The sequence below is a fragment of the Microcoleus sp. T2B6 genome (assembly GCF_036700475.1).
Classification (GTDB): domain Bacteria; phylum Cyanobacteriota; class Cyanobacteriia; order Cyanobacteriales; family Microcoleaceae; genus Microcoleus.
Map to the genome: position 1 here is coordinate 77,050 of NZ_JAUBOZ010000007.1, position 23,864 is coordinate 100,913.

At 46.8% G+C, this 23,864-nt stretch carries 18 protein-coding genes; 10 read left to right on the plus strand and 8 right to left on the minus strand.

The window, feature by feature from the left end; genetic code table 11:
* Positions 1-289 precede the first annotated feature (289 nt).
* The 3 genes from QUA00_RS05065 (at position 290) to QUA00_RS05075 (ending at position 4,934) form a co-directional block, all read left to right on the plus strand.
* Positions 290-1,507, plus strand: a complete 1,218-nt coding sequence (locus QUA00_RS05065) for an ABC transporter permease (RefSeq protein ID WP_333146571.1) — start codon at positions 290-292, stop codon at positions 1,505-1,507.
* Between the two features lie 150 nt (positions 1,508-1,657).
* A complete protein-coding gene (locus QUA00_RS05070; RefSeq protein WP_333146581.1) occupies positions 1,658-2,878 on the plus strand; it encodes an ABC transporter permease in 1,221 nt (406 codons plus the stop codon).
* Between the two features lie 325 nt (positions 2,879-3,203).
* Entirely contained in the window at positions 3,204-4,934 is a 1,731-nt protein-coding gene (locus QUA00_RS05075) for a chemotaxis protein CheB (protein WP_333408892.1), read from the plus strand.
* 130 nt (positions 4,935-5,064) lie between these two features.
* Here the strand turns inward: QUA00_RS05075 and QUA00_RS05080 are convergent, their stop codons facing one another.
* A complete protein-coding gene (locus QUA00_RS05080; RefSeq protein WP_333408893.1) occupies positions 5,065-8,100 on the minus strand; it encodes a glycerol-3-phosphate acyltransferase in 3,036 nt (1,011 codons plus the stop codon).
* A gap of 563 nt (positions 8,101-8,663) precedes the next feature.
* On the opposite strand from QUA00_RS05080, the gene psb35 reads away from it, so the two are divergent.
* Positions 8,664-8,876, plus strand: coding sequence for a photosystem II assembly protein Psb35 (gene psb35 / locus QUA00_RS05085; protein ID WP_333138098.1), 213 nt, complete (start codon positions 8,664-8,666; stop codon positions 8,874-8,876).
* A 537-nt stretch (positions 8,877-9,413) separates the two neighbouring features.
* On the opposite strand, the gene QUA00_RS05090 is transcribed toward psb35, so the two are convergent.
* From QUA00_RS05090 to QUA00_RS05105, 4 genes are all read right to left on the minus strand, one after another.
* On the minus strand, positions 9,414-11,426 hold the full coding sequence (locus tag QUA00_RS05090) for a SpoIIE family protein phosphatase (protein ID WP_333408894.1): 2,013 nt from the start codon (positions 11,424-11,426) through the stop codon (positions 9,414-9,416).
* A gap of 44 nt (positions 11,427-11,470) precedes the next feature.
* Positions 11,471-11,605, minus strand: a complete 135-nt coding sequence (locus QUA00_RS05095) for a hypothetical protein (protein WP_333146579.1) — start codon at positions 11,603-11,605, stop codon at positions 11,471-11,473.
* Between the two features lie 914 nt (positions 11,606-12,519).
* Positions 12,520-13,092: a DUF6658 family protein gene (locus QUA00_RS05100; RefSeq protein WP_333139375.1), complete on the minus strand. Its 573-nt coding sequence runs from the start codon at positions 13,090-13,092 to the stop codon at positions 12,520-12,522.
* A gap of 498 nt (positions 13,093-13,590) precedes the next feature.
* The gene (locus QUA00_RS05105; RefSeq protein WP_333408895.1) at positions 13,591-14,355 is read right to left on the minus strand and encodes a DUF2993 domain-containing protein; all 765 of its coding nucleotides are present in this window, start codon (positions 14,353-14,355) and stop codon (positions 13,591-13,593) included.
* A 733-nt stretch (positions 14,356-15,088) separates the two neighbouring features.
* On the opposite strand from QUA00_RS05105, the gene QUA00_RS05110 reads away from it, so the two are divergent.
* The 5 genes from QUA00_RS05110 (at position 15,089) to QUA00_RS05130 (ending at position 19,962) form a co-directional block, all read left to right on the plus strand.
* Positions 15,089-16,498, plus strand: a complete 1,410-nt coding sequence (locus QUA00_RS05110) for an HD domain-containing phosphohydrolase (RefSeq protein ID WP_333139371.1) — start codon at positions 15,089-15,091, stop codon at positions 16,496-16,498.
* 101 nt (positions 16,499-16,599) lie between these two features.
* The gene (locus tag QUA00_RS05115) at positions 16,600-17,193 is read left to right on the plus strand and encodes a pentapeptide repeat-containing protein (protein ID WP_333139369.1); all 594 of its coding nucleotides are present in this window, start codon (positions 16,600-16,602) and stop codon (positions 17,191-17,193) included.
* 127 nt (positions 17,194-17,320) lie between these two features.
* Positions 17,321-18,076: a DUF2993 domain-containing protein gene (locus QUA00_RS05120; protein WP_333035730.1), complete on the plus strand. Its 756-nt coding sequence runs from the start codon at positions 17,321-17,323 to the stop codon at positions 18,074-18,076.
* Positions 18,077-19,026: 950 nt separating this feature from the next.
* On the plus strand, positions 19,027-19,317 hold the full coding sequence (locus tag QUA00_RS05125; RefSeq protein ID WP_333408896.1) for a DUF1816 domain-containing protein: 291 nt from the start codon (positions 19,027-19,029) through the stop codon (positions 19,315-19,317).
* Positions 19,318-19,686: 369 nt separating this feature from the next.
* A complete protein-coding gene (locus QUA00_RS05130) occupies positions 19,687-19,962 on the plus strand; it encodes a DUF1816 domain-containing protein (protein WP_333139367.1) in 276 nt (91 codons plus the stop codon).
* 162 nt (positions 19,963-20,124) lie between these two features.
* On the opposite strand, the gene QUA00_RS05135 is transcribed toward QUA00_RS05130, so the two are convergent.
* Complete coding sequence (locus QUA00_RS05135; RefSeq protein WP_333408898.1) at positions 20,125-21,135, minus strand: J domain-containing protein; 1,011 nt, start codon at positions 21,133-21,135, stop codon at positions 20,125-20,127.
* A gap of 348 nt (positions 21,136-21,483) precedes the next feature.
* Positions 21,484-21,777 carry a hypothetical protein gene (locus tag QUA00_RS05140; protein WP_333408899.1) on the minus strand — a complete coding sequence of 98 codons (294 nt, stop codon included), beginning with the start codon at positions 21,775-21,777 and terminating at the stop codon, positions 21,484-21,486.
* A gap of 249 nt (positions 21,778-22,026) precedes the next feature.
* Here QUA00_RS05140 and QUA00_RS05145 point away from each other — a divergent pair, with 249 nt between their 5' ends.
* Positions 22,027-22,230, plus strand: a complete 204-nt coding sequence (locus QUA00_RS05145; protein WP_333084483.1) for a hypothetical protein — start codon at positions 22,027-22,029, stop codon at positions 22,228-22,230.
* Positions 22,231-22,456: 226 nt separating this feature from the next.
* Here QUA00_RS05145 and QUA00_RS05150 read toward each other — a convergent pair whose 3' ends face one another.
* A complete protein-coding gene (locus QUA00_RS05150) occupies positions 22,457-23,746 on the minus strand; it encodes a glucose-1-phosphate adenylyltransferase (RefSeq protein ID WP_333139363.1) in 1,290 nt (429 codons plus the stop codon).
* Positions 23,747-23,864: the final 118 nt, after the last annotated feature.

The following is a 23,864-nucleotide window of genomic DNA, read 5'->3' on the forward strand; positions in this document are numbered from 1 at the left end:
TTAAGAAGGGGGGGACAAGAGCAGTCGAAGTCCCTGTTAATCAGGGGGGACAAGAGCAGTCGAAGTCCCTGTTAATCAGGGGGGGACAAGAGCAGTCGAAGTCCCTGTTAATCAGGGGGGACAAGACTATTCAAAGTCAACCCCTACTCCCCTTATTAAGGGGGTTTAGGGGGTTCTAGACTCGACTACAAGCGAGATTTATTATGGGTTTAAATATTAAGTTGACACGAATAATCCCAATTTCAAATCCCAAATCTAAAATCTAAAATCCAAAATCTAAAATCGAATTATGGATATTGTTGAAAGCGTCAAAATGGCTGTCACAACTTTGATGGCAAACAAGCTTCGCAGCACCTTGACGATGTTAGGAATTATCATCGGCAATGCTTCGGTAATTTCTATGATCGGTATTGGCGAAGGAGCTCAAACATTTATCGAGGGACAAGTTAACTCTCTGGGTTCAAACTTGCTATTTATTATTCCCGGAAGCCCTGAAGCGCAAAGCCGCCCGGTGATTCCGCCCCAGACTTTAGTAGTGGAAGATGCAGAGGCGATCGCATCTCAAGTTCCTTCTGTCGAAGAAGTCGCACCAACTCTCAATGACAGTCAACTCGTTACCTACCGCAACAAAAATGTCTCATCTTCTATTGTTGGAACTACGCCAGAGTTTCTGACAGTCAGAAGCTTTGATGTTGCCCAAGGTCGATTTTTAAACAAATTAGATTTAGAAAGACAAGAAAATGTGGTGGCTTTAGGATCGGAAGCAGCAGAACAATTGTTTGGCAATACACAGCCAATTGGTCAATACATTCGCATCAAAAACTCGACTTTTCAAGTGATTGGTGTCATGCAGGCGAAAGGCTCAAGTTTTGGCGACAATCAAGATATGAATGTTTATTTGCCGCTGACAACAATGGCTAACAGAATTGTTGGTCGCTCGTCTCCCTACGGTACAAAAGTAACATTTATTTCGGTTGCTATCAAAGATGAAAGTATGATGCAAGCGGCCCAATTTCAAATAGAAAATTTGCTCAGGTTGCGGCACAAAATTACTAAAGAAGATGATTTTACTGTTCGCAACCAGAAAGATTTAATGAATACTTTGGGCAGTATTACTGGTGCTTTGACGTTGATGTTGGCTTTCGTGGCGGCAATTTCGCTGTTTGTCGGCGGCATCGGGATTATGAATATCATGCTGGTTTCGGTTACTGAACGCACGAAGGAGATTGGATTGAGAAAGGCGATCGGAGCTTCTCAGCAAGATATCCTGATTCAGTTTATGATAGAGTCTGTGATTTTGTCGGCGGCAGGCGGGGCGATCGGCACTGGATTCGGTATCGGCGGCGTGCTTTTAGTAGCTGCTTTTACTCCCTTGCAAGCTAGCGTTTCCCCAGTGGCGATCGCACTTGCAGTCGGTGTTTCGGGCAGTATCGGCTTGTTTTTCGGCATTGTGCCCGCAAAACAAGCTGCTAAACTCGACCCGATTGTGGCATTAAGAAGTGCTTAAGAAGTCATTAGTCATTAGTCATTAGTCAGTAGTCATTAGTTATTTGTTGGTTTCCATTACCAATTACTAATTTCCGATGCCCGATGCCCGATGCCCGATTCCCAATTCCCGATGCCCGATGCCCAATTCCCCATTCCCAATTCCCAAATTATGAATTTTATTGAAAGCGTCAAAATGGCCGGTCAAACGCTACTAGCCAACAAAATTCGCAGCAGTTTAACAATGATTGGCATGATTGTCGGCAATGCCTCAGTAATTGCCATGATTGGAGTGGGAGAAGGAGCTCAAAAATTTGTAGCAGGACAAGTTCAATCTCTGGGTACAAATGTATTGATAGTTAGGCCGGGAGTTCCCAACGCTAGGCGAAGTACCATCTCAAGTGCGCCTCAAACTCTCGTATTGCCAGACGCAAAGGCGATCGCAACTCAAGTCCCATCCGTTCAAGGCGTCTCAGCAGAACTTAACAGTTCTGAAATAGTTCGCTACAGCAACAAAAATGTCTCATCTCTAATTTTTGGCACAATTCCAGAGTTTCTAGAAGTTAGAAGCTTTGAAATGGCAAAAGGGCGGTTTTTGACCGAACTTGATGTTAAGCAAAGTAACCAAGTTGTGGTGCTCGGTTCAGAATTGGCCGAGAAACTTTTTGGCAATACAAATCCCTTGGGCGAACAAGTGCGGATCAAAAATGTCAGCCTCAAAGTAATTGGAGTATTGGCGCCCAAAGGCACATCTTTTGGTACGAATTTTGATAATTCCGCCACTGTGCCGATCACCACAATGGCCAATCGCATAGTTGGGCGCAAATCTCCCTACGGTTTGGCTGTCACGTCGATATTTATTTCGATTAAAGATGAATCGCAAATGGATGCGGCGCAATTTCAGGTGGAAAACCTGCTGAGATTGCGGCATAAAATTACTACCGAAGATGATTTTACTGTCAGAAATCAAAAAGATTTAATGGCAAGAATGGGGGCAATTTCCGGCGCTTTGACTCTGATGTTAACTGCTGTTGCCAGCATTTCCCTATTAGTCGGTGGCATTGGGATTATGAACATTATGCTTGTGTCCGTTAGCGAACGCACTCAGGAAATCGGGCTCAGAAAGGCGATCGGCGCATCTCAACAAGATATCTTGTTTCAATTTATTGTTGAAGCTGTAATTTTATCCGCCGCCGGAGGGATAGTCGGTACTTGCGTCGGTGTCGGCGGTATCTTGCTTGTAGGTAATTTCACGCCCCTGCAAGCTGGAATATCACCCGTGGCGATCGCCCTGGCTGTCAGTGTATCCGGTGCAGTAGGCCTCTTCTTCGGCGTTGTCCCCGCCCGCCAAGCCGCCAAACTAGACCCGATCGCAGCTTTGAGGAGTGCTTAATAAATATCTACTTAGTCCGTTACACAATCCGCTCATTTATGATATGGAATAGGGGTTATATAAAAATTTAAAAAAACTGTTTTTTTGTAAAGATTTAACAAAGTGGCACTGTTTGAGGAACTTTTTTAAATAGTATCTTGACGTACATTTACAGCGCAAAAGTTCATCAAAAACCCATTCAACGTTAAAGATTTAATAAAGCTTTGTTGTGGCGTTTGCTTGCGAACCACAAAGTTTAATAATATTAAAGCTGGGGTAAACAGACTCAAGCATCTACTGACAGTAGGAATCTATGCGCTTTAATCAAAATATCCAATAAATCAACATGGCATCCCTGACCCCTAGTTCTAACTTTGACTATCTCGAAGGAACTACGCAAGCAGACACATTTAACGCCTTGGATGGCAACGACATCATTTATGCCAACAGCGGAGACGACTATCTCGGAGGCGATGTCGGCAAAGACAAAATCTGCGGCGACCAAGGCAACGATACGATTGTTGGCGGTGCAGACGACGACATCCTCTGGGGAGGCAAAGGCAGCGACCTAATTGGTGGCGATTCCGGCAACGATCTCATCTACGCGGGCGCAGGTAGCGATACCATGAGCGGCGGCACAGGCGATGATATATTTGCCATTGCTAAAGGCAGCGGCGGCCCAACTTTAGCCACAGCCGACTACATCGCCGACTTCGGCAACGGCAATGACAAAATTCGATTGCTAGACGGCCTCAGCTTTGAAGATTTAAACATCCAGCAAGGCACCGGAGTCAACAGCAACAGCACAGTAATTCAAGACAAAATTACGGGCGAGTATTTAGCAGTATTGCAAGGAGTCAACAGCAACACAATCAACCGCGACCAATTCACAAATCAGCTATCGGGAAACCCTGTCATTGAGTGGAACGGAGTCCTGCTGAATGCAGTGCGGACAGCCAGCACCGCGCCTCCCCTCGCCTCCCGCAACATGGCAATGGTTCACGCAGCCATTTACGATGCTGTTAACTCGATCGGCAAAAAATACACCCCTTACCTCGTGGAAATAGACCCACCCGCAGGTACATCAGCAGAAGCAGCCACCGCAGCGGCCGCCTACGGCGTCTTAGTCAACCTCTACCCAGCGCAAGCAGCCACATTCAACGAAGCATACGCATCGTCTTTAGCTAAAATTACCGATGGCAAAGCCAAACAAGACGGGATTGCCCTCGGACAGCAAGTTGCCGACCAAATTATCAGTTTGCGGAGTACAGACGGGATCACGAAAGTAGTGGAGTACACCCCCTCAACCAACCTTGGCGGTTGGATGCCGACTCCCCCCGCCCTTGCCGCCGCGCTGGCGCCACAGTGGGCCCAAGTTACTCCCTTTGCCATGACTAGCGGTTCTCAGTTCCGCCCGCCCGGCCCGCCCGCCCTCGACAGCGCCAAGTACGCAGAGGAACTTAACTACGTCAAAGAAATCGGCAAAAGTGACAGTCTTACGCGCACCCCAGACCAAACAGCGATCGCCAAATTCTGGGCCAACGGCGCTGGGACGTTTACGCCTCCGGGTCACTGGAACCAAATCGCCGAAGAAACAGCAACTCTCACCGCCACATCCCTGGAAGATAGCGCCCAGTTGTTTGCCCTGTTGAATATTGCTCTCGCCGATGCAGCTATTAGTTGCTGGGATGCCAAGTACCAGTACAATTTATGGCGGCCGGTGACAGCTATCCGCCAAGCTGAGACAGACAACAATACCGACACCACAGCCGACCCCCTGTGGACTCCGCTGCTAACTACTCCGCCGTTCCCTGAGTACACGTCGGGCCACAGTACCTTTAGCGGTGCCGCAGATCCTGTTATGAGTTCTGTCTTTGGTTCGGATTACGGCTTTGCCGATCGGGGAGACAGGAGTGTCAACACTTTGCGAACCTACCAAAACTTCAGCGAAGCGGCCGATGAATCGGGCATGAGTCGCATTTACGGAGGCATCCATTTCATGAGTGCTAACGTAGATGGTTTGAGTGCGGGTAGAAAGCTGGGGAATTATGTTCTCCAGAATTTCTTAACAGCCTAGGAAAGTTGGGACGGGTTTACGAGATTGCTGAGATGTTGCACCATTTTCAATAATCTTTTTAGGAACAGGCAAGATGCCTGTTCCACAAGAAATCAACTCTTTGTGGAACAGGCATCTTGCCTGTTCCTAATTATTCCAGCAATTCTACAGTGCCGAGATACCCGTCTACTCGGACTTTTTGACCGTCTCGCAAGCGAGTTGTAGCTTCAGAAATATTCATAACTGCGGGAATTTTGTACTCGCGAGCGATAATTGCTCCGTGAGATAGTTGGCCACCAACTTCGGCGATAATTGCTGTTGCTCCTAATAGCAGCGGTGCCCAACCTGCATCGGTGTATGGGACTACTGCGATCGCATTTTCTCCTAAATCTGTGCTCGCGGTGCGGCAAATCTTGACAAAGCCTTCGACACGACCAATACTTGCTGGAATTCCCTGGATGATATTAGTTTCTGATGTTGCGGAGTCGATCGCCCTTGTCTGAGAATTTGGCAGCAAATTGCCGTAGACTACGGGGGGAATCTGGCGATCACGATCGGCTACCAGGCGATCGCGCCTTTGGCTAATTGTATCCTTAAACGAAACACTTGCACCGCTACGAATCCACTGCTGAATTTCCCCAAATTCCAGATAAAAAATATCCCCGCTTTCCTCAAACACCTGCATTGCCAAGCCGCAAGCTTCAATCTCCAAAAAAGTCCAGCGCAGGTGAGCCAACAACCGCGCGTAAATTTCGCTAATTTCGTTTTTGACAAGCGCTCTTTCTTGACATTTATCTAATCGCCACTTCTGCGAAAAACTCAATCCTATTTCACCTTTCTCAACTAAATTAGTTTCGGCTTTTTGAGCCATATTTATTAGCAACTTTTGATAAACTTCCGGTTGTTCTCGCCAAGTAGGAACAGCGATATCAGTTCCCACCTCGCTCAAATATCCGTAAATATCAAGCCACTTTTCAAAATCTGCTTGTAAAGCCGGAGTTTCCGCAAATGTCTGTCCTAAATGTGCGACTGAAACAGTTTCGTCAGGCTGCGAAACAGCAGCGTGCCGCAATTTCTGAGCCAACTGCTGTAAAGCTCGCACCGAAGCAATTTCAGGAGCGCTGTCATTAGCCAGCCAGTCATCATTAACTCGAAAAATTGCCTTGCGAATAGCCAGCCCGATCGGCCCTAATATATTGTAGTAAGTAATCGGTTTCAGCCACTCCTGAATTTGCTCCGCTCTCTCCAACAATTCCGTTAAATATTGATAATTGGGCATTGGGCATTGGGCATTGGGAATTGGGCATTGGGAATTGGGCATTGGGAATTGGGCATTGGGCATTAAAATTCCTTTTGACTCATCCTCAATAATTAATCCGTGTATCCGTGTCAAAACCCGTGTCGTGCCTTCCTTCTCCAAACTTTGCAGTGCCGGGAGGAAAATAGAAGTACGATCGCCCTTAAATTCTGCATTCAGCGCCCTCTCCCGCTGCACCAGACGCCACAAACCAGGCAAATTCTGCAAAATCTTCCCCAAAGGCGGCTTGCCCATTTTTTGCCCTCTCAGCAAAAATTCCAAACCCTGCTCCGGCAATCCCATCATCCGAAAAATTTCGCCCAACAAAGTCGCATTAAAATAGGCGTGAGAACCCAGCAAAGTTGCCGTTTCATTAAAGTTTAAGCCACTGGCGCGATCGCCCAAAACCACCTTAAAAATCTCTCCCCAAACCCCGCAAGTTAGCGGCCGATTAATCGACCAAGTTAGGGGGCGAATTGCACCAGGAATTACTTCTGCTGCAATAGTGCGCGTCCAAAAAGGCTGTAAATTAGTAATTGGGCGGCTTTGCAAAATCCAAACTTTTTCCCCGTCCCAACTCCACTCAATATCCTGCGGGATTCCGTGAAAGAATGCTTCAATCGCTTGGGCTTGTTTCACCAATTCTGCTAAAATCGATTGAGCAATAATTGAATTAGTTTGAAGTTCAGTTAATTTTTTTTCTAAGGATTCAGGTTGACTAAAATCAATTTCTAAATGAACCGGAGTAGATTGTCCGCCGACAACAGATTCAGCCCCTCCCGGTAAAGCTTCAATAATAATCTGGGAACCGCCATCTAAAGGATTGCGACTGAACATGACTCCCGCAAATTCGCTGTCAATATAAGGCTGAATTAATACAGCCATTTGGGTGTCTGGCAATTGTCGCTGTCGGCGGTAAGCCACAGCTTCGGAAGTCCAATAAGACTGGCGGCAGCGATTAATTGCATCGAGTAATTCTGCTTCCGTGAAAACAGGGCCAATAGTTTGATATTGTCCGGCTGCAGAACTCGTATCGCCATCTTCTCCGGCAGCAGAAGAACGCACAATCATTCGATTTTGGATTTTGGATTTTAGATTTTGAATGGAAGCATGGGAAATTGACAATTCATCACTATTTCCTCGATGCCCGATGCCCGATGCCCGATGCCCGATGCCCGCTTCTTGGGATAATATCCAACCAGAAGGTACATTAAACCCGGCTCGTTTCAGTTGAGACAATTTAGCTGCTTTATCGCCACAGATTGCAGAATCTAACGAGTCATCAAGAGAAAACAATTGGTCTGATTTAGATAAAGCCATATCATCACCCTGACGAAGACTAATTGTGAAGAGTAAAAAGGCTAATCCTGCTGCTGCTAAAAATTCGGGCATTGATTGACGCCACACCCAAACCCAGATTGGGGTACACAGACACCCGCAACGGGAAGCAAAGAGTCTCGCCCGATCGCCCTTACCCCACCACCGCTGTGCCAAACCCCACACCAGCAGCCCCCAAATGCCCGATGATACCGCCACCGGCGGCGAAAATACCAAAAGACCCCAGACAGCGTTGGTTACGCCTCCACCTCGGGCGATCGCATATCTGCCTGCAACTAGAGGAATTAACAGGGCGATCGCGATCGCAGGTGCATCCGGGAAGCAAAATCGCCCCGCCAAAACCGGCAGAATACCCCTGGCAATTTCCGCCAACACCGCAGCAATTCCCGCTAATTTCCCCCCGTGAATGAAAGCTGCCGACACCCCAACATTCCCCGTGCCCAGCGCCCTCAAATCTCGGCCGGTAAAGACTCGCACCGCCCATCCCGTTAGCGGTAAAGCACCCAGGCTGAAACTCGCAGCCAACAGCAATGCTATTGTCCCCAACGGCATAAAATCTGCTCTCCTATTTTCAACCTCTAACCATTATGACCGCAATTCTGTCAATTTTTCTGTCTTCCGATATATCAACCACACGGCATTAGCACTTAAGATAATGTAAAAGTAGAGTAGATAAGGATTTAGCCTAGTCAAGAACCTCAGCCCTGACGGCATGAGGCTTGAAAGAGAAATCTAACAAGCCATCTTGACCCGCCTTGCGTCTTAACTGACTACGTTTTTTGAGTCACGACACCGGGCGAATGCGAAGCTAGTTCCCTGCTCTGTCGCTAGTAGTTAAACAGTTCTCAGGTAACAGGAACAGTGCTGCTAGCCCGCGCAAGCTCAGAAAACATTGGCAAAGCTAACTTTACCCCAGAAATGGGAGATTGATGACAACCATATCCTCACGGGGGGCAACCATACCCCCCTACCCGCAAGGGGATTCAAATTAAATGTAAAGCCGTCCTGTAAGGACGGGGTTTCAGACCCGAGGAATTTTGATGATAGATATCAGCTTGACCACTCCCATAGCAGTTGTTGTTGCACCCATCAAGCTAGTAATGATTGAGCTGCTGATGCAGCAGCCCGTGCCGGAATCAAGTGTCAGCTTGAGCACTCCAATATTAGTTCTTGTTGCTGGCTTTATTGCTGCAGCTACGATCGGCTCGATCGCCTGGTACAACTCCAAGCGCCCACCGGGTTGGGAAGCCAAAGAACGCCCTGATTTTGTACCGAAAGTTGATAAAGACGATTTGATTGCTGAGGTTTCTGATTCAAAGAAAAAATAGAATAAAGCTGTTTTAGCTCGGAAAAAGCTTTGAGAGGAATAGGAATTACCCTTGCAGATCGCTCCGGTAGGGTGCGCCTTGGCGCGCCTTACGCTATTTAGAAAGGCTTTGAGTGAATAGTTTTAATTGACCGAAAGCACTAATGTCAATAAAGGGAGCGCTCATCCCGCGATCGATCGCTTTCTTTACATTGATGCAAGATATCATTAGATAGATTTAATCATAGAAATTTAGAAGTTGACTACAGCTTTGGAGTTCTCTTGAGATTCTGCCTCTTTCGGGGGGCGGCGTTTGAGATATCTCACCACTTTTTCGTAAATTTGACCGAAAGCATCCAAGATACAAGCCTAGAGATTAATTTGTGGAGGAACAAAAAACAGTATCCGATGAAACTTGCCCCCCGAATTTATCCGTGGGGTCAATGCTTCAATTCTAAAATCTAAAATCTAAAATCAATTGACTGTAACGCGATCGCCCCGACGACAATTATCCCGTTTGATGTCATAAGTTTATGGTTTCGAGGTATTGGCGATCGATCTAAACGAATGCGGCTGCTTGAGGCTGTGACTCTGTTTCTACGCCTAATTCCGTCCGCTTCAAAACCAACAGCGTAATATCATCAAATACTTTTTGATTGCCGATATGTCGCCGCACATCGTCAATCACCGCTTGCTTGATTTCCCCAGCCGATAAATGCCAGTTTTTGCTGATGACTTCACACATCGGCTCCACGCCATATTGTTTTTTCTTAATGTCTTTTGCTTCGGGAATACCATCGGTATATAGCACTATACCATCTCCTAGCTGTAGCTCAATTGAAATATGACTGATGAACTCAGCAATGTCATCGTGGAGGCCAATAGGAAAACCTAAATCCATCGTATCGACACGTTCTACCTGTCCACCGTTTCGCACAATAATTGTTTCTTCATGCTGACCGCTAATGCTGACGAGTCCTTGGGAGTAATTTAAAATCCCTAGGGTGAGGCTTTTGTGAGATTTCATGCGCTGCACGTTTTTGTAAAGGGTGCGGTTGAGCGCATCTAGGAACCGAACCGGGTCTACTTCACGTATCTCCTTGAGGGTACGAACGGCGGTTTGCGCCATCAGCATCAAGATGGCACTTTCAAGTCCATGCCCCGTGACATCGCCGATGCCCAGAGTGACAACGCCATCGGTGTTTAAGACATCATAGTAGTCGCCGCCGACTTCATCGGCGGCCTCCATGTATGCGGCAATATCGAGTCCTTCAATTTTCAGTTCCTCAGCAGTCGGCAGAATCATTTGCTGCATCTGACGCACGATATCCAATTCCGCACCCATGCGGAGATTGTCTTCCTTGAGTCTCTCGTTGAGGGCAATGATTTCTTCGTTAGCGGTTCCTAGTTCTGCGGTGCGTTCTTTAACTTTATCTTCAAGTGTTGCAAAAGACTCCTTTAATTGTCCGCTCATTTTGTTGAATGCAGTTGCTAGATCGTGCATTTCATCAGTCCCCTGGACATGAACAGTTTGATCCCAGTTGCCAGTAGACAACGAAGATGCAGCCTCGCTTAATTGCAGCACAGGCTGAGTTAGTCGCCACGATAACAGCAGGGCAACGATCGAACTGATTATTAGCACCACGGCTGAAACTGTCAGCGACCATAACAGTTGATTCTGAAGCGCTGCCTGCACAGGTTTTGTGGAGAGTGAAACCAGGATTGCCCCTGTTATCTGTCCTGTCTCGTCAATTAACGGCGTGGCAACTTTCAAAAAACCATCTTCTTGATAACTTTGGGTCAGTTTTTGAGCTATACTGTCCTCCAACCTTTGGGTATCTGTTGGACTCAGTATTTGACTCAATCCAGAATTGTCTGCCACACCCGTTGCATTGGTGGTGGCGTTGAGACCGACCACCCAGATGCCACCGATTTCTCCACTCGTTAACAATCGCTTGATCAAGCCATTGATTCCAACTTGTTGGCGCAACCGCTCAATAAACGAAGCGTTATACCCAACCTGCACAATCCGGGGACGATCGACCCCTGCTACTGCCACATATTTGTAGATTTGCTTATCGTACTCTCTCACCTGGGCATCCTGAACAACGGTAGATTTTGCTCCTGTTAGGAGGGGCCAAAACATAGACGCCTGGGGTTGTTTAGCCCGATCAGGACTAAACGTGAACGCGAAGGGAGCATTCTTCAAATAAGCCCGTCCAGTTTCATCCGTAATCCAGAACTCCTCCACGACGGATTTTTTGGCGATCGCACTTAACCGTTGATTGATTTGTTGGGGGCTGAGATTGGCTGCTTCAGCTATAGCAACCAGGTGAGCCGAGATCGTGGCTTGGGCAAGCATATGATCTGCGATCGTATTTTCCACATCTTTGGGAACTTTCTCAACAAACTGAGCACTGCGAGCCAGGGATTGAGCGACTTGCTTACCTTGTGCTTCAGTCTGTGCGAGGAGAGCGTGTCGGGAAGTCCAGGTCAGGAGAGCAACGGTGGGAACAAGGGCAAGGGAAACCAGCCCGATCGTTGTTAAGAGGATTTGTCTTTGGAGTTTCATAAGATTTCCATGAGTGGGTGGGCTATTCAAAGGGTCAATGCTGGCTACAGAAAAATTTGCCCATTGCCGAAGGAAAGATAACCCACCAACCCCACCGCCGCGACGATTTGCAGAACGAAGGGAACGACGAGGGCAGTACGAAGCTGGAATTTACGAGAAGTATTTTTCCAAGATTTCACGGGTATAGCGATTAACTAAGAATAATTACGCCTTTAGCATCGCTTCCAGTTGTTGCGTGGCGTTATTAGAAGTTTCTACCTGTTGCTTCAAAACCCGCAGTGTAATATCATCCCTGGCTTAGCGGGACAAAAACTGCGTTTTAAGCCCAAACGAAGCCTAAACAGGCTTTATATGAAGCTGTAGACATCCCTGTTTTCTTGCGACCCAGATTTCTGAGATTCGCTCTCAGCCGTTTACAGACAATATGCCCTGTACTATACAACTTTTTAGGTCGCATAGGAAAAAGTTTTCCCTCGCAAGCGACACCAATCTGTCGGGAGAGATACGGGCAAAACTTGTGATATAGAAAGATTCAATAACACCCTGATGGCAGGGATATCTCGTTATTGTAATAAAAACTCGGTCATTTTATAAAAAGCTTTCCAATCATGTGAGAGCTATCTGGTATTTTATCCATCATTACAATGTTTCTTTACGCCTAAAACTGTTTAGGGTTTTTCCTGGATCAGTAAAATAATCTTAAAATTTAAGCTTTGTAACGGAACTTTCCTGGGCATCTTCAGCTAATTCACTCCGAACAAATGTCGAGTTTAGCACAGTTAGTCGCTGGAGTCGCTCACGAAATCAACAACCCTGTCAGTTTAATTTATGGTAAAATAGTTCAGGTTAATTAATATGTCTGAGAGTTATTCAACCTGAGTGAAATTTACCAAAAATACTGTCGGGCATTCCCATCATAAATCACCTAAGATGTAAAATATATTGCTCTGCATCATATCAAAAAAGCATAAAAAACGTAAATATTGTTGAGCAGATTGCAGATATACAAGCGTTTATCTAGTTTCAATAAATTATATTATTTATGTAGGGGCTAATTTCAGACAGCCCCTACATCATTTTTGGTTCGGCTAGCTTATTTTTGCAGCGGATTGAGTTTCGTAACGGAACTTTCCTTGGCATCTTCAGCGCTATCTTTGAGGAAACCAGAAGCATCCTTAAATGCGGCGCCTACTCTCTCTAAAATATTGGCATCGGGATCGCTGCGATCGAATACGGGTTGAGCCTTAGCCGGCTGTCCGTCTGGCGTATCTAACAGAGTTTTATCTCCGCCGAGTTCGAGGTCAAACTTGTCAGTTTCCATCGGTGCAGAACCCGGATAAAGCAGCTTTGAGGAATTAGATTCAGCGGTAGTCGAGGCCAGGAGACGATCGCCTAAGATCGACAAATCAGCCCGATTCTTTTCTGCTTTAGCAGGCGATTGATTGACTTTAGGGTCAGTAGACATTTGATAATTCGTATATCCATCACCACCGGCCTTGTGAGGGTTATTCATTCCTCCCATTTGGACGGGAGGATTCTCAGGCCGAGCACCTCGAGTATCGCCGGCATTGCAAGCGGTGCTGGTAAACAGCAGCACACCTGCCATAAATACAGTCAAAATTTGACCGATACGCAGTCTTTTAAAAAAAGCAGTTACAGTGTTCACAAAAATTTTCCATTTTTTTACTACTACTTATCAAGAGTAAAAATAAACTCCCCACACCTGCCTCTAACGGCGGTGATATTTTGCCACTAATTGCTATCTATTTTTTTCTAACTTTAGAGGGATTTAAAAATGGCGATCGCCTTCGAGAGATTATTTTTGGTAGGACTTACGCGCAGGTATCTAGAAACCCAGCTTTTTTACCGGGTTTCTAGAGTAAGTTTGGTTGAGACACTCGTACCCGACCGACAAGAAAAGGGCCCAGGTAGTTTCAAAGCGTAGTCTTCGGGTGCGTGCGTTCCAAGAATTGCTTGATGACAAAAGCTTTTCTGTTTTTGACCACGCCCAAAAACGGATACTTGCGAACGAATGCTGTCGTGGAGTTAGAAAAATTTTAGACTCTTGTTCAACATCCCAGATTCATCTGTGGAGTAAACATAACATCTAAAATCTCCAATCCACTGACGCACCCTACCAGCTACTAACCTCAGAACCCTACTGCTACTCTGGGAATTTTTCGACTTTCGCTTCAGCTTGCAAAGTCAGCACACCAGCTTCCACATTTAGCTGCTGAATTCGCAGGGACATTCCCTCAATTTCAAAATTTCGCAAGTTTAAAACCTCACCAGCTTTGTCCGCCAAAGCTGCTGTTAACTCCGGCGAAAATTCCTTGTTTTCGGGATACTCGACATCCTGAAGAGAAATTGCCCAACCGCCCGCTGCGATCTGAGGTTTTGATGTAAAATAAATTTTTTCAGTAGAGGCAGTTTCCTGCACCAATACCTCAGCATTTAAAGCGATTTTTCCAGCTAGCAATTGGCACTCAATAGTTTTAACGTCTATTGTCTGCTGTTGTCCCTCAACAGTAACTTTTAAGTTTTTCAGTTTCCTGCTGATGTATTCGGAATTAAAAGCGCGGTTGATATCGCTTTCTGTTAAAACTGCGCGCGCCGCACCGAAGGCAGGCCCGTTCAGTTCAATTTTGCCAAACATAGCGGTGAGGGGATTGACAGCAATATCCTTTATGTGAATTTGCAAATCTTCCACGCGCAAATCTTGTTGCATTACCAACCCTGTGCCCTCAACCGCAACGGCCTCTACTGAACCCTGGGCTAGCTGGATCGGATCGGTGTTAACTGTGACAGACAAAGTTTCGGATTCGTCTAATTTGCTCGCAATAGCAATCTCGGCCACTTTGTCGATCGCCTGTTCCCCTAAACTTCTATTTTGTTGAAGCACGCTCAGAATTCCTAATATTGTTTTCAAAATAGTAGTTAATACCTAAGTCATTTACCGTCTTCCTCTCGGCTGGTTTCTCGTCTGAAAAAAACTCAGCCAAAGACAGAGGGTTTCCAGAAAATTGCTAAAATTAATCAGGTACTCTTCGGCGCACTCTACATTGACCGAAAGCATCCAGCATACAAGCCCCCGGATTCATCTGTCCCGAAATAAAAAAACTGTATCCGATGAAACTTGCCCCCCGAATTTATCCGTGGGGTCAATGCTTCAATGCTTCAATGCTAAAATCTAAAATCTAAAATCTAAAATCGATTGACTCGGTTGCGAAGCGGGGAAAAATCAAAAACTCGGATTTTTGCCAAAAGTCTTTTCGAGAAGTTCGATCGCCCGCTACAATAAGTAAGAGCAGGCACCGCTTTTTGCAGTCAGGAACCTCAGCTATCAGGCATGAGGCTTGTAAGAGATTCTTGCGAGCCGTCCTGACGGGCCGTATACTTTCGAGGTCTACGTTTTTTGAGTCACGACACCCGCTTGATGCGAAGCTAGTCCCCTGCTCTGTCATTTGCAGTTAAACAGTTTTAAGGTCACGCTTTACAGTGCTGCAAGTTTAACAAGCTCTCAAAACAAAGGCGCGTGCTAACTTTACCCGTAAGGGAGTTTTGGAGAAGACCACATCTCCACGGAGGGGCAACCATACCCCTCCACCCCAATCCAATGTAAAGCCGTCCTAGAAGGACGGGGTTTCAGGCTCATTTTTCTGATGAATTCAGAATCAACTCTCGCTAGACTACAAGCTACACTTCCCGGCGGAAAACTGCCTTCTAGCTACGGGGTATACTTCAAAAACACCCTCGTAGCCCTGTGTCACGCCCTAGAAGACCACATTTTGCAAACCAGTGGCGGGGACAAGAGCGAACTCCAACCCCTAGTTTTGGTGATGTTTCAGCAGGGAAAATGGTATTTACAGGAAGCCGATCGCTACCTAGATATTGCTAATGCCTCTCGGCGCGTTGTCATAGGTGCAGTAGCCGACAGCGGTTTCGCTACCCACAAAACCGCTCAATTAGAAAATGTATCTTTAATAAATCTCGATGAGAGCGACCCCATAATCCAAGAATGGAATTTAATCATCCTCGCCCCGACATACAAAGCAATGGTGCTTTGTCGCGAACTTTCAGACCAGGAATACTTGCCCGATGGCAAGCCGGAAGTAGATATAGAACGAAAGTTCTACGGTTTGTGGTCGTTTGACCAGTCTTTGGTGTCGGCTGCTGCAGAAATTTTTATAGAACAGACGCGACATTACAACGCCCCCCTAGCCGAAAGTTTGCTGGAAATGCACCACGAAATCCTGGCAACTAAAGGCCCGCCCTTGGCCGACATTAGTGGGGTGGTATCGCGGATCGTCACTTACCTGCAAAGTTCTCAGCAGCAAATGGTGGCAATTAACCGCCAAACCCGCGAGTTGTGGGAATTGGAAGGTCAAGCTTTGCGCGTCAGCCGCAATTTGAACGCTAACAAACTTCAAGCTTTTCTGCGGATCGCCCAGCGCGTAGACGAACGCGATACCTCCAATCCTACAGCGTCTTTGCAGGTGGCGGCTTTGTCGGAAACTTTGGGTCAAATCCTCGATTTGCCGGCTTTGCAGTTGCGGAGGCTGCGGCTGGCTGGATTGCTATTTCGAGTCGGCTTAGTTTCGGCCCCGAATGAGGTGTTCGATCGCACTCCCGATGCTTTTGACGAAGCAACTTTCTCGTTTTGGCGCGATCGCAGTTTCATCGGTTCCCAACTGCTGCAAGCAATGCCGGAACTAGCACCTGTAGCGGAAATTGTCAAGCATAAACTCGAATATTGGGACGGCAGCGGCAGGCCAGAGGGTTTGCGAGCCGAAGCGATACCGATGACTTCGCGGATTTTGGGGTTGGTCGCTTATTTTCAAGAACTGACTCAACCACGTGGCGATCGTCCGGCTTTGAGTTTGAGCGAAGCTTTGGAACAGTGCCGCGAACTGTCGGGCACTCGCTTCGATCCGGCTTTGCTGGAAACTCTCAGCAGCGTCGTCAGAATGACAGAAATTGGTTTGATGGAGTTACCAACTCGTCCGAGCCAACTGCCTAACGTGTGGTTGGAGGAGGGCGATCGAACGACCTCGGCCGCTCCGGCATTATAAAATAACTCGACTGTTGACTGTTGACTGTTGACTGTTGACTGTTGACTGTTGACTGTTGACTGTTAACCAACAACTGACAACCAACAACTGACAACTGACTAATGACTAATGACCTCGAAGCCATACGCAAAGGCAAAATTTTGATGTTGGTCGGCACTGATTTAGCCGGCAAAGACTTAGCCGGAGCCGATCTCGCCGGTGCTAACTTGTCTCAAGCCAACTTGAGTGGAGCTAATCTCGCCGGCGCTAACTTGCAGCGGGCAGTATTGCGAGCCAACCTCCGCGGCGCTGACTTGAGCGGCGCTGACTTGCGAGGCGCAGATTTTCGCAATGCCGATTTGCGGGGCGCTTCCTTCGCTAACGCTTTAGTCCGCGACGCAAGTTTTGGGGGTGCTTTTTTGACGGCGGCATCCATCGGCAATTTGGATTTGAGCGGTGTCGATTTGCGCGGTGCCGATTTGCGGGGCGCTGCTTTGGCTAGGGCAATTTTGCTTGGTGCCGATTTGAGCCATGCCAATTTGTCCGGCGCTGATTTGTCAGGAGCTGACTTGGAAGAAGCGATCCTGAATGGAGCCGTACTGCGGGGCGCTAACCTGACGGGGGCTAATTTGCTTTGCGCCATGATGGAAAAAACCCTTTGGGATGGAGCTTTGCTCGATCGCGCTTGTCTCCAGGGCACCCCCCTGAGCCTTTAAATTTCAAGAATGTTGTTTAGAAGACAGACAAAAAACAAGATCTGCTTATGAGGTGAATAAGCACAAGCGATTTTTACATTTCTTAATATAGGGTTATAATGGCGACTGTAGATGAGCAAACGAATAAATGGTAGCAGCTTTGTTTAGCGGTACATCCTTTCAAGGTCAAAGTGGCGATCGCCTTGTTAGTAAAGTAGCAGGAGCTGCGATCGCAGCCTTATTCAAGCGTTCTGAAAAGGCCGAGGCCAACATCCGAGTCGAACCAGTAGCCAAACTCTTGCAGGGAAGCATCGACGGTTTCGACTTCGTTGGCAAAGGTATGTTGATGTACAACGGCCTTCGCATAGAAGTGATGGAACTCTACCTGCAAGCACTCTCCATTGATTTTGGAGCGATTTTTGCAGGTCAAGTGAAATTACGGCAGCCTACCCAGGCAAATATGCGAGTAGTCTTAAGTCGATCGGATTTAACCACCTCATTCAATACACCTTTTGTAGTTGAAAAACTCCAGAAGCTGAAGTACCAAGAGCAATCTCTGCACTTTCAAAACACTGAAGTCAGCTTCGGAACCGACAAATCAATTCGGCTTCAGTCCGAAATTACCGTAGGCGATGCCAGCGAACCGGTCAAAATAGATATTACTGCTCAATTGCAAGTAGAAGACAGACGCAAAATCCAATTTGTCAGCGTTACTTACGGCGGTGACGAGCAAGCAGTAGACTTGGGTCAAGCTATAATTGCCCACGTAAATAACTTGCTAGACTTAGACAAATTTGCCTTAGAAGGCACTCAACTGCGAGTAGACCGCTGCCGAGTTCAGAACGACGAGCTGGTTTTCTACGGTTGGGCTGGTATCGAGCAATTCCCCAAAGGTAAGCGCTAAGCCTCAGCCTGCTGAGCTGGCCAAATCCGATTTGTTTGAGGAATTTTATCAGAAGATTGGGTTTAAAACCCCGTCCTTTTAGGACGGCTTTTTCCATTTTCAAGTAAAATAACACATCCATCTAAACAAATGAATATGGTACAATAACCAGATCAGACAAGATTTAAAAACCTACCCCCGGACTGGGGGAAAGTCTACGCCCAAAACATTCACAGAGGAGATATGACTACACACCTATGTGCTTTTCGTGGTCAGCCTGGGAACCCTATTACTAGGGATATTAAGATCGAAATGTCTTAAGAATCCTCGTGCCTTCAGGGCCAGGAGTGTCAAAGCTTAACAGCACAACCCGCGTAGGCGGGTTTTGCTATTTTAGCGACAGTTTTTAAGCTGTGGCGCTGCTAGGGTAAGGTGGCGCTATAGCCTTGCTCGCAAAAATTGGGTACACCCAAACCTGTGTGGCCAAGCTATATGTCATTGTCAGCTATACGCGAAGCAATCGCCTAGACTATATAGCCTTTCTCACAAAAATTGGATACACCGAAACCTGTGGTGCCAAGGTTATTAAGTTTGATTTCATACCTCATCTGCCCAAGAAATTCTATATATTCCGGCGTATTTTGCGAAGTAAGCTGTCGCGCATTTAATCGATCGACTACTGCGTACTTAAACTCTTGTGGGGTCGCCACTCCTAGCCCACCATCAAGCTTAAATTTAAATGCAAAATAGTTGATTCACTGGGATTCTATTCTCGCCTCACAATCAGCACTCAGGTTGATGCGATCGCACAAATTACTTTGATAGACTTAGACATTCCTAAACGCAGAAACCGGGTTTGAGGGACGAAATTCTCTGGTAAAGGGCGATCGCTAGGAGTTGAACAACCCGGTTGATGAGAGTCGCGAGGGCGTAAGTCCTGTGAGAAAATAAATAACCCCAAAAGAGGAAAAATGCTCGGAATTTATTTATTTTGTATCTACGTCGCAGTATTGTCCGTGTTTGCTGGCTCCCGCCCCCGCAGCCCTGAGAAATGGTGGGTAGAAATCGTCACAGATTTGCCCCGCTGTACCTACTATTTTGGCCCCTTCGACACCGACAAAGAAGCCTCCAGCAATATTCCGGGCTACATCGAAGACCTGGAAAGCGAGAAAGCCAAAAGAGTTAGCATCCGCATCAAACGGTGTCAGCCTTCGGAACTCACGATTTGCGACAGTGAATTCTCAGAGAGTATCGCGGCTTAAGAATTTTGATAGTCCAGACTCCAGAAACCGGGTTTTTTGACTAAAATACTCCATCTATCGCGAGGGGTATCTGTTAAATAACCCGGTTTCTGAGCGTCAAGAGAGCCTAAGTTTTGTTTGAGTTTTCAATTACCTCAAGCCTCCACAATAATATTAAGCCTCAGCTTGGCCTAGTCCTTACCTTGCGGACTTCGTATTTGTAGTGGTGGCTGAAAAGTCGGAATCATCTCCATCAAAGTGCAGATTTTATCCACCATTAACTGCCAAAAGTTATCGGGATCAAATCAGCACTGAGGATGAGCCGATCGCTCTCGTTGCGTTGATAAATTGAGAACAGTAAAAACTACTTAAATCTTCCCAGAGGTAAATATGTTTGAAATCTCTATGTTGGGTATGTTTTTCACGGCTTTTTGGGTGCTAGCTCAACCTGCTAGCAGCACTCGACGCGACGAATGGTGGGTAGAAGTGGATACAGATTCGCCAAAGAGTACCTATTACTTTGGGCCCTATGACAGCAGACAGGAAGCTTCCGACAACTCGAACTACTACATCCGAGACTTGGAGAACAAAGGCTCTAAAAAAATTAGCATCAACATCAAACAAGGTAGTCAACCTACTCAGCTAAGAGCTAGTGAAGAGTCTTGAGAAAGTGGGAAAGTGCAAATTACGGGCGAATAAAATTTGAGTTGTTAACAGGGTTTTTTTAAAATGAGATCGCGCTTGCATACTGTAGGGACACAACAATGCTGTGTCCCTGGCCAATCTTGAAGAAAGGGTATTATTTGCGTCCGAGAAATGCACGTTTTTTCAAAGCACCATCTGATTGAGATTACTGCGAGGATTAAAAGTACGATTTGCTTGAATTTTCTCGTAGGCCTCGCGTTCGACAGTGGTGAGTTCTTTCGGTGGCACGATCGCAATTTTTACCAACAAATCAGTCCGCTCATTTTTCTTGGGTTTCGGCCATCCTTTGCCCCGCAACCGCAAACACTGACCCGAACGAATCCCGGCTGGAAATTTCACAGTGATCATACCTTCAGGCGCCGGCACTTCAATTGAAGATCCCAACACCGCTTCGTCGGGAGTTATCGGGACTTCGCAGACCAAATTCTCTCCCTCAAACTGGAAGAAAGGGTGAGGCAACACTTCTAGTTTTAGGTATAAATCTCCCTGTTGCTTCGTGTACGAGTCAACTTGACCTTTGCCTTTTATCCGAATTTTGCTGCCGGTTTTCACTCCGGCTGGAATTGAAACTTCCCCCGTGGCGACTCGCTTGGAAGTGCCCCGAAATGCTTCCCCCAGAGTCAGGGAAATGGCGACCTCGGTGTCGAGAGAGCTTCCTGCGCTGCGGTTTTCGTACCCCGCGAAATCTTCAAATCCGCCAAACCCGGTGGGCCCGCCGCTGGTGTTGCGGTAGTTGCTGTAATTCCACTTGGGGTTGCGGGCACTACCCGGACTACTACCTGCGCGACCTAACAAGGCATTGATAAATTCGTCAAAACTGCCGTACTCGCTGAAGTCAACCCCGCCAAAGTCTACATTCGTACTGCCCCCGCCCGGCCATCCACCTGGAGTTGTGGCAGCTTGCTTCCAGTATTGACCGTATTGATCGTATTTTTTGCGTTTTTCAGGGTCTGAGAGCACTTCGTAAGCTTCGTTTACTTCTTTAAAACGAGCTTCGGCTTCTTTGTTGCCGGGGTTCATGTCCGGGTGATATTTGCGGGCTAGTTTGCGGAAAGTTTTTTTTATTTCGTCAGAAGTGGCAGTTTTGTTGAGTCCCAAAATAGCGTAATAGTCTTTAAAATCTGTTGCAGCCATTAAGCAATCCCCTCTTTATTAGTTGTTATTTGTTAGTTGTTAGTTGTTAGAAAGAATAAATCCCAAATTAGCCGCAGGATGGCGCATTAGTATAATGCCAGTAGCCGAAGTGCCTGCGACATCTCATTCAAATTATAGGTTATCAAAGGTTGGGACTCGATCGAGTTCGGTTGTTGCTGGGCGTTCGATCGCAATTTCCGCACTCCGCTGCTGTTTAAGATTTTATAGCATTCGGCTCTCTCGTGCACAAGGCAGCCGGAGCAGTGGGCTCTAGAAATGATTTTGGCATTCGACAGCAAAAACAATGCTTTCCTCAATTAAGGAACGTCCTTACCCTATAGGCCGTTGCTATAGCTGTGAGCTTTGAGACGGTGAAACTCCTGCGGCGAAAACTTTTGGGGAGTTATGAGGCTTAGGGCTTTCGGGAGGCGGCAGCCCGATTGAGGTGAGGGGGGGAAAGCTGCTGCTGTTGCGGGCGCGAGCCCAGGAGGGTTGACTTGCGCGGACGATCGATTTTTTTTGCTCTTTTTTTCCGGGGCGCGGTGCGATGGCTACGCCCCGGCTTACGCCTACGAACTTCTCGATCTGAGCTTGATCACCCAATCCAAATCTTAGCAGGTTTTCATCAGCAAGTTCGGTCAAATCTGGTGTCTGAATTGTGACTATATAATACCCTAAATTGCGCCGTTTTTACACAAAATTTCTAGATATTTTTTATTCACATCAGACCCGTGCTAGAGAATTTTATTTTTACAACCTCTGAATAGATTTTAATCAAACTAATATAACATAATTTCTCCCCTGTCTGTTAGCTACATCACACACTTTTATAAAACATTAAGATAGGATAGTAGAGCGATAAGCTTTTAACGGTACCAGGGTGCTAACATTATGAATTATTTGCTAAGTTGGCCTTGCGGCTGCTGCGACGATTGGAAAGATAGTTCCGAGAGTGCTGTGGTACTCAGAAACGGGCAGCGTATTTGTCAGTCGTGCTACCAGCGCAAATACAAAAATCAGAAGCTATTCGCCAGACGCAGGCGAGCGGACATATCTGTATCACGGCAGACAGTAACAGAGACTGTCGCTTATTAATAATGCGCGAGCCTTGGAAGAAAGCCAAGTATTTCGACAACCTCGCATCAGCGGTGGGAATTAATAATCAACAAAAAAAAGAATGAATTTCGTCATCAGTCATCAGTCATCGGTCATTGGTGATCTGTCACTAATTTCATTATTTATCATCAGTCACTTGAAAAGCAGGTAACAGATTTTAACTTAAAAAACTAATGACTGACGACTAATGACTAATGACTAATAACTAAATGATAGTTCCATCAGGAATCGTGGCATTTTTCAGAACTACGATAATGCCGCTGCGGATGTAAAAACCTTGGTTTTCGCGGTTGGCTTCTTCCACTCGGTCTTTATTAATTATTTGAACATTGCGGCCGATGCGGGCATTTTTATCCACAATCGCGCGGCGAATTGTAGTATCTGCACCGATACCGAGGGCGACGCCGCCGCTGTCCAAACTCGAATGCCGTTCGGCGTCGGGTTCGTAGAAGTCAGCACCCATCACCAGGGTGTCTTGAATCGTACATCCAGCTTCAATGCGCGATCGAACTCCCAACACAGAATGGTCGATCCGGCACTGTTTGAGAATGCAGCCTTCAGCAATAATCGATTCAGTCACGTGAGTATCTAAAAGCTTAGTCGGCGGCAAGAAACGCGGGCGAGTGTAAATCGGCGCATTTTCATCGTAGAAACTGAAAGGCGGCTGAGGCTGTTTTGTCAGAGCCAAGTTAGCCTCGTAAAAAGCCTCAATGGTTCCGATATCTTCCCAGTAATCGTCAAACAAATAAGCTTGAACGTTGTGGTCTTTTGCATTATTCGGAATAATCTCTTTACCAAAATCAGTTTGGTTGGGAGATTCTTTCAGAAGTTTAATCAGAACTTCTTTTTTGAAGACGTAAATCCCCATCGAAGCAATGTAAGGACTTTCCTGAGCCTGCTGCGCTGTCAGTCCCAGTTTAGTAGTATCCACCTGCATTTGTTTGAGCGCATCGCCTTTTGGCTTTTCGCTGAAAGAAACAATGCGGCCGTTGTCGTCTATTTTCATCAAACCAAAATCCGAGGCCCGCTTCTCGTCCATAGGCAACACCGAGAGGGTGATATCGGCGTTGGTTTCGCGGTGTCTCTGCACAAACTTCTGGTAGTCCATGCGATAGAGGTGATCGCCCGAAAGAATCAAGTATTCGTCAACGTCCCACTCTTCTAGCAGCCAGAGATATTGGCGAACTGCGTCGGCTGTCCCTTGAAACCAGTTGGGGTTTTCCTGAGTTTGCTGGGCGGCGAGCACCTCGGCAAATCCCTCGGTGAAGCCCGAAAACTGGTAGGTGCGAGCGATGTGACGGTTCAGGGATGCCGAGTTGAATTGCGTGAGGACGTAGATTTTGACTATTTCCGAGTTGATGCAGTTGCTGAGAGGAATATCGATGAGGCGATATTTGCCTGCGAGGGGAACTGCGGGTTTGGCTCGCAATTTGGTTAGGGGGTAAAGGCGGGTGCCTACACCGCCACCGAGGATGATGGCTAAAACTTTTTTCAAGGAACTTTCTCCCTAGGGTCGATTAACTCTCCAAGTACAGTGTCGGATGGTGAGGGCTTCTTGACAAGGGGGGGGAGCAAGGAAGTTTTGAGTTTTGAGTTAGGAGTTGAGTCGCTTA